Raw genomic sequence first — 13948 nt, 5'->3', positions numbered from 1 at the left:
AGTCACCTCAGTCACAGATACGTCGCCGTCATTGACGACTCGAAGGATGATTCACATGAGTGAGATTACGCCGCTGCGGAGAGGTATTCGCGAAGGCAGCGGTCTAAAACGTGTTGGCGGTATTTGGGGCGAGATGCTTGCAGAGTTCCTCGGCACCTTTGTTTTGATCTGTTTTGGCGACGGAGTCGTCGCCATGGCTGTCGCAGCCCTGCCAGGAAGTGGGCGTGCCGCCACCGACACCACCATCTTCGTCGCTGCCGGGGACTGGCTGCTGATCACCTGGGGTTGGGCGTTGGCCGTTGCCTTGGGAGTATATGTGGCCGGTGGCGTGACAGGAGCCCACTTGAACCCGGCTGTCACCTTGGCGTTTGCCGTGCGGCGCAAGTTCGCTTGGAACAAGGTTGTCCCCTACGTCGTGGCCCAAGTGGTCGGCGCCTTTGCCGCCGCAGCTCTGCTGTACGTGGTGTACTTCAATGCCATTGACGCGTTCAATGCCGCGGCGAAAACCCAACGAGACGAGGCTGGCGGTTTGGCAACTTTTTCCATCTTTGCCACGTTCCCGGCACCATATTTCAACGGAAACCTGACCGTCCCGCTGATTGACCAAATCGTCGGAACGGCATTCCTGATCATCTTCATTGCCGCCATCATCGACATGCGCAACTTGGCGGTCAAGGCCAACCTCGGTCCGCTCATGATCGGCTTCGCGGTGGCCGCGATCGGCATGTCCTTCGGCGCCAACGCCGGGTACGCCATCAATCCGGCCCGTGACTTTGGACCGCGCGTGTTTGCCTGGCTGGCCGGTTGGGGTGATGTGGCCATGCCGGGCACAATTACAGGTGTCCCCGGGGCGTTCGCCTGGTACTTCTGGGTCCCGATTGTGGGACCACTCATTGGCGGTGTCATCGGTGTCTTGTTGTACGACTGGTTCATCGGGGACATCCTCCATGCCCGCCAAATTCTAGCCGACAGGGAAGAGGTCGCCGCCAAGAAGGAGATCGACCCCCCGCCGTCGGAACCCGGTCCGGCAACGCAGGAGTACTAATGCAGTTCCAATGCCTCCACATAGAGCCACTGTTTCCCAAGCCGGACGAAACTGCTGGTTTCAATGAGCGAATCCTTGAGCTTGCGGTTGGCCGCTGAACGGTAGTGGGCGCGAAAACTGACAACTCCCTGCGCATCAAACACGCCGCCGGCGCTGGTGCCCAGAATCTCCAGCAGGTACCACTGCTGGTCAGGATCAAGCTCCAGCGATGCCGGGCGGGTGGAGGGGTGCCAGGTGTGCAGCAGGTATCCGGCATCACCCACGGCAAAGGCGCTAAAACGTGAGCGCATCAGCGCCGCCGCCGTGGGCGGGAACGTCGGCTCGGCCGCGCCCACCGTGGTGATGTACCGGGCGCAGCAGCTTGCATACGCTTCGCCGCTTTGACAGGGGCACCTCATGGCAACGGGAGTGTCTGTTGGTGGAACCATTCGATGTGGCTCTTGAGTTCCTGGGCTGCCCGGTCGCCGTCGTTCGCCAACACCGCTTCGAGAATCCGTTCATGCTGCACCCGCAACGCGGGCACGATCTCCTCCCACCGCTCGTCGCTGTCGATGGCTGCACTGACGTAGCCCTGGATGGCGGAGCGCAGGGACTCCATCATGGACGTGATGACGGCATTGCCGGCCAAGGAACTCAACTGCACATGAAAAGCCGCATCGAGGACATGGAATTCCTCCCTGTCCAGGTTCGGTTGGTCCATGGCGCGAAGGAGCTTGCCCAATTCCGCTTCCCGGGCACGCTCGCGTGGCTGTGCGGCTGCCTCCACCGCGGCCCAGGTTTCCATCATGATGCGGGTTTGCACAATGTCAGACACCGGAAAATGGCTGGTTGCCATGTGCAGGCGCAACGTGGCAGCCAACCCGGCGCTGGGATTGGCAATGACCACGGCTCCCGAGCGGGGACCCGATCCTACGGCGGTGCGCACCACGCCCATGGCGTCAAGGACGCGAATGGCGTCGCGCACCGAGGCCCGGGAGATTCCGTGTTTCAGGGCCAGCGCGCGCTCTCCGGGCAGCTGGTCCCCCACCTTGATCCTGCCAGTCTTGAGTTCGGCTTCAATGCTGGCCAGCACCGCCTCGTAGCTGCGGGCGACAGGCTCGGCCATGGGATCGGGGGTGGTGTTTGGCGTGGGCACTGAATCATTCTCCCACTCTTTTATGCTGTCGCACCCCGGGAGGTTTATGCTGTCGAACTCCGGGAGCTTTCGACACCACCTGGCCCACAAGCCACCGCAGGTGCACCCGCAGCTGGCGGAAACGGAGGACCAACCAAAAAAGGTCCGGCCCTCCATGTGTGGAAGGCCGGACTTTACTTTGGTGGAGCTGAGGGGACTCGAACCCCTGACCCCCTGCATGCCATGCAGGTGCGCTACCAGCTGCGCCACAGCCCCAAAACATTATTTAGTTGTAACCATTAGCCGCCTTTGGGGCGCACAGGATGGTTTGGTGGAGCTGAGGGGACTCGAACCCCTGACCCCCTGCATGCCATGCAGGTGCGCTACCAGCTGCGCCACAGCCCCAAACCGCTCTTCCGACTCGACCAATCGGTCTTGGCCGGAACAACTTGTCTATCCTAGAACACGTTTCGCCCAGCTGCCAAATCGGGCTTCCAAGCGCGTCTAATCTTCAACTGGCTCGGTAAAGTCTTCGGGTAGTTCATAGGGTGCGGGAAGCGTGCCAACATTGTGTTCAAGCAGCCGCCAATGGCCGATTCCTTCGCCGTCGGCTTCGGTTTTGGCGGCTTCAACCACCGACCAGTGGCAGTTTGAAAGGCCAGACATGGTCCGCCACAATTCCTCCGGCAGGCCCAGCAGTTTCGCCAGGGCCACACGCGTGGCACCACCGTGGGTGGTGATCACCAGCGTTCCACCGTCGGGCATGGCCTCGGCCGTTTCGAGAATGGCTGCCACCATTCGGTGGGCAACCTCCACGCGGGTCTCTCCCCCGCCGGCACGCACACCGGGCTCATCGCGCTGCCACAGCGCAATGTCTTCGGGGAAGTGCTCCATGATGTCATCGAAAGTTCTCCCCTCCCATTCCCCGCCATACGTTTCGCGCAGACGTGGATCCACCAGAATGTCGCTGCCCAGCAAGGCCGCCAGTTCCTGCGCCGTGGCATAGGCGCGGCCCAGGTCGGAGGAGAGGATCTGCACGTTTGGCTCGCTGCTGCTGCGAACAAGTTTCCCCGCCAACAGGGCCGCGGCACGGCTGGCTTGGGACAGGCCCACCTCATCCAACGGAATGTCAGTTTGGCCTTGAAAACGCCGCGCAGCATTCCACGCGGTGCGTCCGTGGCGCCAAAAAATCACCCGTCGGCGTGCACCGGCGGGCTGCAGGACTGAATGTTCTTGTTCATTTCCAGCCATCAGAAAAAATGTCCGTTCCAGAGCACTTTGCAGGGATTAGTTTTCGTCTGCCGTCGCGTCGGCGGGGGCGTCAACGGACTTTGCCGAAGGGTCCAGCTCCCCCATTTGCAGGTCGATGACCGGGCAGTCGCCGTAGAGGCGTTCCAGCGCATAGAAGATCCTGTCTTCCTCGTGCTGGACGTGGACCACGATGTCGGCGTAGTCAAGCAATACCCAGCGACCCCCCGAACGTCCTTCACGACGAACCGGGCGCAAGTTGAACTTGTGCAGTTCGTCTTCGATGCCGTCCACGATGGCGTTGACCTGGCGCTCGGTCTCGGCGGATGCAATGAAGAAAATATCCGTGATGGCCAAGCGATCGCTGACATCAATGGCTGTCACATTTAGGGCCAGCTTGTCCGATGCCGCACGCGCCGCTGCGCGTGCAAGTTCGATTGACTGTTCTGTTGCCGTCACTACTGTTTCCTTTGATTGGTGAAGATTTAGCGTGTAAGTGTGGTGATGAACAAGATGGCGGCCACGGCCAATGCCGCTCCGCCAACAATGACGCTGCCCCACTGCAGCAGGCGATTGCGCTGCGTGCGTCCAAGACCGGCCGTCATGGCATCCAGCGGCTCCAGGCCGTGGGCGTAGTCGGCGGGCATCGGAGGCATCTGCGAGCGGTGCACCTCCACGGGCACATCGGCGGCACCATCCGCAAGCTCCTGATCGGGATGTCCGACGGCGGGAGCCACAGTTGGGTGCCCACCGGTCGCCATCGCTTCCGCGCGTTTGAGGGTGCTGCTGCGTCCGCCTGTCAGCAGGCGGTTCCCCGGACCCGGGCGGTGGACGGCCCGCGCCGCCAAGGCAGCATCGAATCGTTCGGCGCTGACGTTGGGCACGGTATTGGCCCGGGCCACCGTGGCCTGAGCCTGCGTTTCCAGCTCGCTCGACGACCGCCCTGCAGTGCCGGTGCCTTCACGTGCTGTACCTCCGGGAGCCTTCGCCGGTGCCGCAGCCTTCTTTTCCGGACGGGGCAGCGGCTTCCGTGCCCCGGGCGCTTGCTGGGGTGTCGACCGGGTGACGATGGGCACATGGGTTGTCGACGGCGGGCGCATCATGGGCCGACCGGTGCCGGGTACATTGACGAATTCCAGCGGAGTGACCATGGCCAGGTTGTTCGTGGCCGTGGGATCGGCAACCGGGCGGGGCTCCGATACCGGGCGCGGTTCGGTACCCGGCCGGGGTTCTGCACCCGTGCGCCGGTTCTTGGCACTTTCCTGGGCCAGCCGCTCACGGGCTTGGGCTCGCTGGGTGAGCACTGCCGCACGCTCGGTGTCTGCCCGTTGTGCGGCCAGCACCTTCAGTTCTTCGGCTGTGGGCGTGGCGACGGGCACCGCCCCCGTTGGCGGACCTGCCGAGACCGGGTAGTAGCTGTCACCGGGCGCAAGTCCGGGCAGCGGCGAATAGTTTCCCCCGCTGACATTGTCAGTGTCGGGCTCCGCATCTGCTGCCTTTGTGCTGTCTTGACTGGACGGGCCGGGCGCACCTGCCGGGGCTGAGGGCGCCACCGCCGGCAGTGGCGGCGGCTGGGCCGCATGCGACTGGGCTACCTGCGATTGTGCCGAGTGCGGCGGTGCCGACGTCGCCGCAGCTGTCGCTGGTGTTTCATCCACAGGTTTGGCTGCGGCACGGCGCCCTGCACGGGTGCGCGGGAGACCTTGGGGCGCCGGGTGGCTTCCCTGCGGCGTCGGCGAGGTTGCTTGGGTCCCGGTTGCGGGCGCACCATCGGCTACTTCCGGCTTGGTGGTGCCTTGACCGGATCCTGCGGCAGTGGCGCCTGCCTGGGTGGCGCTTGTGTCGGCCTTGGCCACCTTGGCCACCTTGGCCGCGGAGGCCACCTTGGGTGCAGGCTGCGTCACGGGCGAAGGCGGGGTGCCCGGAGCTTGCTCTGGTTTTGTTCCGGCGCCGGGAGCGGCCGCAGCGGAGACCACGGGGTTGACAGCCGTGATGGGAGCCCGGTCGGCGTCTAGCTGGGCCTGGCGCAAGGCGCGCCGGGATGGCAGCGGGTTCAGCTCGGACTGGTCCAGAAGTTCCTTGTAGGCGCGCAGTGCGGCCCTGTCGCGAGCACGCGTTTGGGACTCGCGTTCACGCGGCGTTGCTTCGACGCGAGCTTCCACGCGGGGCGGTGTGCTCGGCTCGACAGGGACTGTGGGGGCAGTGGCGTCCGTTGCGTGTTCGGCATTCGAGCCTGCGGCGTGCCCTGAAGCGGCAGCTGCGGCGTCGTCCGTTTTGGGCGTGGCAGGACCAGGCTCCGCCGGCTTCTCGGTGGTGCCGTTCGTTTGTGCCAACTGCGCACGCAGTTGCCTGCGGCTGCGAATCGGCTCCTTTTCCTTGCTCATGACTTACTCATTCGGTTCTCTTTGGTCACCGGCGCGATGCCTGCGCCGGCATCTGTGACAGGTTGAAGGTACAACCCATACTTGGCAATGTATTGCACCACTCCGTCGGGAACCAGGTACCAGACGGGGTTGTGTTCCGCCACGCGCTTTCTGCAATCTGTGGAAGAAATCGACATGGCGGGGACTTCCAGCAAGCTCACATCGGTGCGACCCCTGTCGTCGAGGACATGGCCGGGACGGGTAACACCAACGAAATGGGCCAAGCCCCACAGCTCGTCGCTGTCTTTCCACGACATGATCTGGGCCATGGCGTCGGCTCCGGTAATAAAGAACAGATCCGCCTCTGGACGCATCCTGCGCAGGTCGCGCAAGGTGTCGATGGTGAAGGTTGGGCCGGGTCTGTCAATGTCCACCCGGCTTACCGTGAATCGCGGGTTTGCCGCGGTGGCTATGACTGTCATCAGGTACCTGTGCTCAGCGGCGCTGACCTTGTTCTTGGCCTTCTGCCACGGTTCGCCCGTGGGTACGAACACGACTTCATCAAGCTTGAAGACACTCGCAACTTCGCTGGCTGCGACAAGGTGGCCATGGTGGATCGGATCGAACGTGCCGCCCATGACGCCGATGCGCAGGCGCCCCCTGGTGCCTTCAGAAGAAGTCACCAAGGGATTTTCCTCAGTGATTGGAGGACGCCGAATCGTCGCCGTGCAAATGCTTGTTCGTGTGCTGGCGGTGCGGGTCCTCGGAAGCCTCCACTGCCACATGCCGGTTGCCCAAGTTCATGAATGAGACTGTCACCACCATCAGCAACAGCAAGATGGCAAGCATGACCCCACCAACCACGTACGGGGGTGCGATCAACGGCGCAAGGTCATGTTCCTCTGCGGCAGCCAGTACGACTCCGGCAAGCTGGGTCAGCATTATTTCTCCCCTGGGGTACGTGGCCGGGCGGAAGTGTAACCGCAACCTGACCGTTTATCGCTTGAATTCTCCTCTAATGGTACGTGCAATCGGCGCGTACCGGCACACCGACTGGCCGGACTCAGCCCCGGACCTGGCCTTCGCCCTGCACAATCCATTTGGTGGTGGTCAGTTCAGTCAGGCCCATCGGCCCGCGGGCGTGCAGTTTTTGCGTCGAAATGCCGACCTCGGCACCGAGCCCCAGCTCGCCGCCGTCGGTGAAACGAGTGCTTGCATTCACAATGACAGCTGCCGAATCAATCTCTGCAATGAACTTTTCCGCGTTGGCCAGATCGTTGGTAACAATCGCTTCGGTGTGGCCTGTGCTCCACGTGCGGATGTGGGCGATGGCGTCGGGCATCGAGTCGACCATTTTTACGGCCAAGTCAAGGTCCATGTACTCCGTGGCCCAGTCTTCATCCGTGGCGGGCACAGCTGTTACCCCGGTGGGCAACACTGCCTGCACACGCTCGTCGACGTGCAGGCGCACACCTGCCTTGGAGAGTGCGCTGAGCACGGCCGGAAGCACTGTGGCGTCCTTGTGGACCAGCAGCGTCTCCACGGTGTTGCAGACGCTGGGGCGGTGGGTTTTGGCATTGACGAGGATGTCAACGCTCATTTCCTCTTCGGCGCTGCTGTCGATGAAGATGTGCACATTGCCTTCGCCGGTTTCAATGACGGGAACGGCGGAGTTGTTCACGACTGTCTGAATGAGCTCGCGCCCGCCGCGGGGAATCAGCACGTCCACGGAGCCGCGGGCTTTCATGATGAGGTTGGCACCTTCACGGCCGAACTGGTCGACAGACTGCACTGCGTCAGCGGGAAGGCCCACTGAGTCAAGGGCGTCCCGCAAGAGGCCCAGCAGGGCCTTGTTGGTATTGGCTGCAGCCGTGCCGCCACGCAGGATCACGGCGTTGCCGCTCTTCAGGGCAAGGCCGGCGATGTCCACCGTAACGTTGGGACGCGCTTCGTAGATGGCGGCGACAACGCCCAAGGGGACGTTGATCTGGCGCATCCGCAGGCCGTTGGGCAGGGTCTGCCCGCGCACTACGTTGCCGACTGGATCCGGAAGGCTGGCGAGGTTTTCCAACGCGTCGGCCAGCCCCTGGACCCGCGGCTTTGTCAGCGTCAGGCGATCGAGCATTGGCAGGGAGGTGCCGTTCTCGCGGCCTGCTGCCACATCCTTGGCGTTGGCTGCAAGAATGGCGTCCTGATTGTCCAACAACGACTTGGCAACAGCCCGCAGGCCCTTGTCCTTCCAAGCCCTGTTGGCGCCGGCCATGCGGCGTGCGGCCTTTCGGGCGCGCTCTGTGATGGCCTGAACTTCAGCGGAAATGTTTTCTTTTACAATCTGTTCGGTCATCTACCCAGTCTAGGGCAACGGAGAGCCTGCGGCTGTGGCATAGATCTCCGTACGCTGAACGCTAAACGTTCAGAACCACCAGGTCGTCGACATGGACAACTTCGCGCTCGAACTGCTGTCCCATGACTTTTGCCAGGTTTTTGGTTGAGTGTCCAAGCATCTGGGGCAGGTCTGAATTGCGGAAGTTCACTAGACCGTGGGCGAACACGTTGCCCTGCGAATCGCAGATTTCAACCGCGTCGCCAGCAACGAATTCGCCGTTGACGGCTGTGATCCCTGCAGGCAACACGGACTTGTGCCGTTCCCTGACGGCCCGGACAGCACCGTCGTCCAGCACCAGCCGGCCACGAATGTCCGCCAGGTGTGCCAGCCACAACATGCGCACGGAGCGCCTGTTGCCGTTGTCGCCAAACCACGTTCCCACGTCCTCCCCGGCCAAGGCTTGAGCAGCCTGCGCCGTGGAAGTGACAAGCGCCGGAATCCCGGTTTCCGCAGCAATCATGGCGGCTTGGACCTTGGTGGCCATGCCGCCGGTGCCCACTCCCGCCTTGCCGGCACTGCCGATGACAATGCCTTCAAGGTCGTCAGGCGAGTCCACCCGGCTGATGCGTGTGGCCCCTTCGGATGGCGGACCGTCGTACAGGGAGTCAACATCGGAGAGCAGGAGAAGGGCGTCGGCCTTGATCAGGTGCGCCACGAGTGCCGCGAGCCTGTCATTGTCGCCAAAGCGAATCTCACGCGTCGCCACGGTGTCGTTTTCATTGACAATGGGAATCACGCCCAAGTTGAGCAGGCGTTCAAGCGCCCGGTGGGCATTGACGTGCTGGCGTCGCTTGGCCAAGTCCTCGGCCGTCAACAGCACTTGGGAAGCGGTAACTCCGTGGGACCTGAAGACGTTGCTGTAGTGGGCCATCAACAATCCCTGGCCAACGCTGGCGGCTGCCTGCTGTGTGGCGAGGTCGTAGGGGCGCCGACCCAGCCCGAGCGGCAGCAGTCCTGCCGAGATGGCACCGGAGGAGACCAGGATGATCTCTGTTCCTGCCAGGTGCCGCTCGGCAAGCACGTCCGCGAGCTTGGTGAGCGCATCCTCTGAAATGCCACCGGCCACCGACGTCAACGACGACGAGCCGACTTTCACCACGATTCGGGATGCCGTGGCAATGTTCTGCCGTGCCGACATTGAGAGTGCTTGGTTCTTTTCCATGGATGTCATTGCTTCCGTGCTCATAGGTCCTTAGGGGTGGTGTTGTCGCCGGCATCGCCTTCAGCAGCCAAATCAGCTTCGATGAGCTGTGTCTTGGCTGCGTGGCGGTTGGTGGATTCAGTCCAAATGCCAGCCTTGCGTTCGGCTTCCAGCTCGGCACGAGCTGCTGCCTTTGCGTCGCGGCGGTCCTGCTGTTCCTGCCGCTTTTGTGATCGGGTGGGACGGTCCCCAAGATCCAACAGGCGCAAGTCTGTCCCGCGGGGTGCCGCCAAGTGTTCGGCGCCTCCCATCATCGTGGGCTCCCAATCAAAGATCATACCGTCCGTGCCACCAATGACAACTGTGTCGCCAGGTGTGGCACCAGCCTTGAACAGTCCGGTTTCCACTCCAACCTTGGCCAGCCGGTCCGCCAAATAGCCAATGGCTTCCTCGTTTTGGAAGTCCGTCTGTTCAACCCAGCGCTCGGGCTTGTCGCCACGCACCCGAAACAGGGGTTCCAGGTTTCGCTCTTCACGCACAATCGTGAAGGGCGTCGCGTTGACGGCACGGGGGCGCAGCACCACAGGTTCCACCTTCACGGGGCTGTCGATGACCTGCTGCCGCGCGGCGCTGACAATCTCCGCCATGGCAAAACCCAGCGTCTTCAGACCCTCATGGCTTGCTGCGGAGACTTCAAACACGCGGTAGCCGCGGGCTTCAAGGTCGCCGCGGACAAACTCGGCCATGTCTCGGCCATCGGGTGAATCCACCTTGTTCAGGGCCACCAGCCGTGGGCGAGCATTCAAGGGCACCACATCGCCGTCGGATCCGGCATAGCTCATGTCGACGTCGTACCGGTCAAGCTCGCGCTCAATGATGGCCAGGTCACTGATGGGGTCGCGGTCCACCTCGAGCGCGGCGCAATCCAGGACGTGCACAATGGCCGCGCAACGCTCCACGTGGCGCAGGAAGTTATGGCCCAAGCCCTTGCCTTCGCTGGCCCCCTCAATGAGGCCCGGAACGTCGGCCATGGTGAAGCGGACCTCGCCTGCCTGGACAACGCCCAGATTGGGGATCAGGGTGGTGAAAGGGTAGTCGGCAATCTTGGGCCGAGCCGCAGACATGGCGGCGATGAGGCTGGACTTGCCGGCGGACGGGAAACCCACCAGGGCAATATCTGCAATGGACTTCAGTTCAAGGACAATGTCGGCCTCTGAGCCTGCGATTCCCAACAGGGCGAAGCCCGGGGCCTTGCGCTTCAGTGAGGAAAGGGCGTTGTTGCCGAGCCCGCCCAGTCCACCTGCGGCAGCGACGTATTCCGTGCCGATGCCCACGAGGTCGGCCAGGACATTACCGCCCTTGTCCTTGATGACCGTGCCATCGGGAACTTCAAGGATCAGCGAATTGCCGTCCTTGCCGTCACGCCAGTCGCCCATGCCGGGCTGGCCGTTGCCGCCGCGGCGGTGGGGGGCGTGGTGGAAGTCAAGCAAGGTGGTGGTCTGGTCACTGACACGGAAGGTGACACTGCCGCCGTCGCCGCCCTTGCCGCCGTCGGGCCCGCCCAACGGCTTGAATTTTTCACTGTGCACGGAGACGCAGCCATGGCCGCCAGTCCCGCCGGATACATGCAATACAACCCGGTCAACAAAGCTGGCCAATGAAATCTCCTTGAATAGAACTTGCTGTCTCGCACTAATTCTAGTCCGCTGTGGGACTACGGCTTGTGCGCTGCCAGCGAAGGAATTGCGCGAGTGATCTGGTTTATCCAGTGCGCAATTCTTGTTAAAAGACAGTGGAGCGGACCATGCGGTCCGCTCCACTGGAATAGCGTTGGTCTTAGACCGCAGCTTCAACGATGTTGACGACGCGACGTCCACGACGCGTACCGAACTCGACCGAGCCGGCGTCCAAGGCGAACAGTGTGTCGTCCTTGCCGCGGCCTACGCTTACGCCGGGGTGGAAGTGTGTGCCGCGCTGGCGAACGATGATTTCGCCCGCCTTGACAACCTGACCACCGAAGCGCTTGACGCCCAAGTACTGGGCGTTGGAGTCGCGACCGTTGCGAGTGGAACTCGCACCCTTTTTATGTGCCATTTGAAAATGCCTGCCTTTTGACTAAAAGTTACTAAGAGGATCTACGTTCGAATCGCCAGTTAGGCGATTGAAGTGATCTTGATCTTGGACAGTTCCTGACGGTGGCCCTGACGCTTCTTGTAACCGGTCTTGTTCTTGAACTTCTGGATGACAATCTTCGGACCGCGGAGGTCCTCCAACTTCTCAGCCGTAACCTTTACATTAGCCAGGTCCTTCGCGGCGGTGGTGATTTTCTCACCATCGACCAAGAGCAGAGCGGGCAGCTCAAGCGTGCTGCCGACTCCACCGGGGACGCGGTTCATGGTCACGTGGTCTCCTACGGAAACCTTTTCTTGACGGCCGCCTGCGCGGACAATCGCGTACACCACTGGGGAACTCACTTCTCTCGACGTTATTACAAAGTTTTATGCCGACAGGATCATATTAGACCACTGCCAACCACATGCGCCCGCTGTTCGGAACTGAACAGGAACGGTGTGCGTGCATGTGCCTCAACGCCGTGGACCTCAATGGAGTTCTGCCATGGAGTGGTTGCCCTAAGTGTTGGCGTAAGCACCGAAGATCAAGAATACGCTAATTCTCGCTCCGGGAGCAAATGAGACTGACTGCGCGCCCCCAACTGTGCCGGGAAAGAGTGAACTCTGCTCCGAAACCTTGGGGTTATTCGCGAAACCGCACTTGGCAACTTTAGCGCGGAAGTCGGCATTCTTTGGCATTTATGCCCGTGCCGCACCGTATTTTTGCGCTCATGACAGGTGGTGTTAATCACCAATGGCGATTTCATGGGGCGGCAGAGCCTGATGGGCCGCGGCAAAGAAGTCCACTTCAAATTGTGCCGAATGCGCAAAGGCCGCCTTCATGCGTCCTCGTTCCAGTGTCGATCCCCTCCGTGCTGCGGCGTCCGTGATGGCAATCGCCGTTTGCGTGGCCTGGGCAAAGGCTTCGTCGGCATACGTCTGCAACCACGTGCCGTAGGGGTGGTCGCCGGACATCAGCTGGTAGTCGGCGTGGAGGATGCGTCCCACCTCGGCGTAGAGCCAGAAGCAGGGCAGCACGGCCGCCACCACTTCCCCGTAACTGCCGGAAAATGCCACTGCCTGCAGATGGTCCACATAGTGCTTGGTCACAGGTCCCTGGGAAGAATCCAGCGGATAATGGCGCAGCCAGTCCCGGTGCAGTTCCATCTCCACCTCGAGGCAGTTTTGCGCCCCGGCGGCCCAGAACTTTTGTTCGGTTTCCGTCGGTGCGATGGCACTGGCCCTGGCCAGTACCCGCGCATAGGCCCCCAGGTACAGTGCGTCTTGGGCAAGGTAGTAGGCGAAGTGGTTGCGTTGCAGGGTGCCGGCGGCCAGTTCCTTGATGAAGTCGAGGTCAAGGATGGCCTCCAGCTGGGGTGCAGTGTCAGCCCACAAACCGCGGCTAAACGCGTCAAGTCCGGGTGCGGCCGTTTCCCACAAGGCATGCAGGTGGTTGACCGGACCGGCTCCGCCTCCCACCTGCAGCTCCCCCGAGGTCTCCAACGCGCGGCTCAGCCACGCCTTGGCCTGGCGCACGCTGGACTCCCAGTCGCCTGTCTTGACCTGGAGGGTGGCCACGGCGGCGGACAACGAGCAGCCGGTGCCGTGCGTGTTGGCCGTGTCGATCCGTGCTGCGGAAAACTCGTGCACCGTGCCGTCGGGAGCCACCAGTGCGTCGGGGCTTTGGTCCCCCGGCAGGTGCCCGCCCTTGACGAGGACGGTGAGCTGGTGGGCGGCGGCCAGCGCCCTGCCCTGATCCACCGCCTCGGGCCACGACTGCGCCTCGGGCTCGCCAAGCAACGCAGCCAGCTCCGGAATGTTGGGGGTGACAAGGTCAACGTGCCCCAGCAGTCCCACCAAGGCGCTGTGGGCTTCCGGTGCCATGAGGGCGTCGCCGCTGGTTGCCACCATGACAGGGTCAAGGACGACGACGGGGGGACGGGTTCGCACCAGCCAGTCCGCTACGGTGATCATCACCTCCGCGCTGCCCAGCATCCCGATCTTGACCGCGTCAATGGTGATGTCCGCTGCCACGGAGTCCAGCTGGCTGCCAAGGAATTCAGCTGGCGGGAAGTGGACGCCGCTGACGCCGCGGGTGTTCTGCGCGGTCAAGGCGGTGACCGCTGCCATGGCGTATCCCGCATGGGCCGAAATGGACTTGATGTCCGCCTGGATGCCGGCTCCGCCCGATGGGTCCGAGCCGGCAATGCTCAATACTCTTGGGTGTTTCACAGCCGTGGCCGCAGCGGCGTCACGGGCCCTGGCGCCGTGGGCATTGGTGTCGGGGGCAAGGCCCGGGGTGTTTGACGTTAAAGTGTTGATGACCATGGGACATCCCTTCGCCGGTGCTAGCCGGGCAGGTTCAACGGGTCTTGTCTCAGCCGGACCTCTTGTCCTGGCACCCCGTGTCGCTCTTCACCCTAGCCTCGCCTCCTCGGCTTAGCGAAAACCGGCCCGCAACAAACAGTTGTGAACTCCGCCGGTGGCGGTGTTTCTTCCTGTCTGCTGCGGGCCGGTCCCCTTTCCTGAAGCTTCCGGGC

At 62.6% G+C, this 13948-nt stretch carries 14 protein-coding genes, 2 tRNA genes and 1 riboswitch; of the genes, 1 reads left to right on the top strand and 15 read right to left on the bottom strand.

Annotated features, from left to right (window positions below):
* Positions 1-55: 55 nt before the first annotated feature.
* Positions 56-1045 carry an MIP/aquaporin family protein gene (locus QMG25_RS11915; protein ID WP_283460454.1) on the top strand — a complete coding sequence of 330 codons (990 nt, stop codon included), beginning with the start codon at positions 56-58 and terminating at the stop codon, positions 1043-1045.
* On the opposite strand, the gene QMG25_RS11910 is transcribed toward QMG25_RS11915, so the two are convergent.
* From QMG25_RS11910 to thiD, 15 genes are all read right to left on the bottom strand, one after another.
* Entirely contained in the window at positions 1042-1443 is a 402-nt protein-coding gene (locus tag QMG25_RS11910; protein ID WP_283460453.1) for a YchJ family protein, read from the bottom strand. The genes QMG25_RS11915 and QMG25_RS11910 overlap by 4 nt on opposite strands.
* Positions 1440-2180 carry a FadR/GntR family transcriptional regulator gene (locus tag QMG25_RS11905; RefSeq protein ID WP_283460452.1) on the bottom strand — a complete coding sequence of 247 codons (741 nt, stop codon included), beginning with the start codon at positions 2178-2180 and terminating at the stop codon, positions 1440-1442. The genes QMG25_RS11910 and QMG25_RS11905 overlap by 4 nt, the downstream gene beginning before the upstream one ends.
* 179 nt (positions 2181-2359) lie before the next feature.
* Positions 2360-2435: transfer RNA gene (locus QMG25_RS11900), tRNA-Ala, on the bottom strand.
* Positions 2436-2488: 53 nt separating this feature from the next.
* Positions 2489-2564: transfer RNA gene (locus QMG25_RS11895), tRNA-Ala, on the bottom strand.
* Positions 2565-2663: 99 nt separating this feature from the next.
* On the bottom strand, positions 2664-3410 hold the full coding sequence (locus QMG25_RS11890; RefSeq protein ID WP_283460451.1) for a histidine phosphatase family protein: 747 nt from the start codon (positions 3408-3410) through the stop codon (positions 2664-2666).
* A gap of 36 nt (positions 3411-3446) precedes the next feature.
* Positions 3447-3866, bottom strand: coding sequence for a ribosome silencing factor (gene rsfS / locus QMG25_RS11885; protein WP_283460450.1), 420 nt, complete (start codon positions 3864-3866; stop codon positions 3447-3449).
* 26 nt (positions 3867-3892) lie between these two features.
* Positions 3893-5791 carry a hypothetical protein gene (locus QMG25_RS11880; protein WP_283460449.1) on the bottom strand — a complete coding sequence of 633 codons (1899 nt, stop codon included), beginning with the start codon at positions 5789-5791 and terminating at the stop codon, positions 3893-3895.
* Positions 5788-6453 carry a nicotinate-nucleotide adenylyltransferase gene (gene nadD, locus QMG25_RS11875; protein WP_283460448.1) on the bottom strand — a complete coding sequence of 222 codons (666 nt, stop codon included), beginning with the start codon at positions 6451-6453 and terminating at the stop codon, positions 5788-5790. The genes QMG25_RS11880 and nadD overlap by 4 nt, the downstream gene beginning before the upstream one ends.
* 13 nt (positions 6454-6466) lie before the next feature.
* Complete coding sequence (locus QMG25_RS11870; RefSeq protein WP_283460447.1) at positions 6467-6712, bottom strand: hypothetical protein; 246 nt, start codon at positions 6710-6712, stop codon at positions 6467-6469.
* 121 nt (positions 6713-6833) lie between these two features.
* A complete protein-coding gene (locus QMG25_RS11865) occupies positions 6834-8114 on the bottom strand; it encodes a glutamate-5-semialdehyde dehydrogenase (protein ID WP_283460446.1) in 1281 nt (426 codons plus the stop codon).
* A 61-nt stretch (positions 8115-8175) separates the two neighbouring features.
* Positions 8176-9327 carry a glutamate 5-kinase gene (gene proB, locus QMG25_RS11860; protein ID WP_502866392.1) on the bottom strand — a complete coding sequence of 384 codons (1152 nt, stop codon included), beginning with the start codon at positions 9325-9327 and terminating at the stop codon, positions 8176-8178.
* Positions 9328-9338: 11 nt separating this feature from the next.
* A complete protein-coding gene (gene obgE / locus QMG25_RS11855; RefSeq protein ID WP_283460444.1) occupies positions 9339-10955 on the bottom strand; it encodes a GTPase ObgE in 1617 nt (538 codons plus the stop codon).
* Positions 10956-11133: 178 nt separating this feature from the next.
* On the bottom strand, positions 11134-11391 hold the full coding sequence (rpmA, locus tag QMG25_RS11850; protein WP_283460443.1) for a 50S ribosomal protein L27: 258 nt from the start codon (positions 11389-11391) through the stop codon (positions 11134-11136).
* 59 nt (positions 11392-11450) lie between these two features.
* Positions 11451-11759 carry a 50S ribosomal protein L21 gene (gene rplU, locus QMG25_RS11845; protein ID WP_283460505.1) on the bottom strand — a complete coding sequence of 103 codons (309 nt, stop codon included), beginning with the start codon at positions 11757-11759 and terminating at the stop codon, positions 11451-11453.
* 393 nt (positions 11760-12152) lie between these two features.
* Entirely contained in the window at positions 12153-13736 is a 1584-nt protein-coding gene (gene thiD / locus QMG25_RS11840; RefSeq protein ID WP_283460442.1) for a bifunctional hydroxymethylpyrimidine kinase/phosphomethylpyrimidine kinase, read from the bottom strand.
* Positions 13726-13824: riboswitch (TPP riboswitch) on the bottom strand. (Overlaps the previous gene by 11 nt.)
* Positions 13825-13948 lie beyond the last annotated feature (124 nt).

The sequence above is a fragment of the Arthrobacter sp. H35-D1 genome, assembly GCF_030063185.1.
GTDB lineage: Bacteria > Actinomycetota > Actinomycetes > Actinomycetales > Micrococcaceae > Specibacter.
This window is presented reverse-complemented; position numbering and strand designations above follow the sequence as displayed.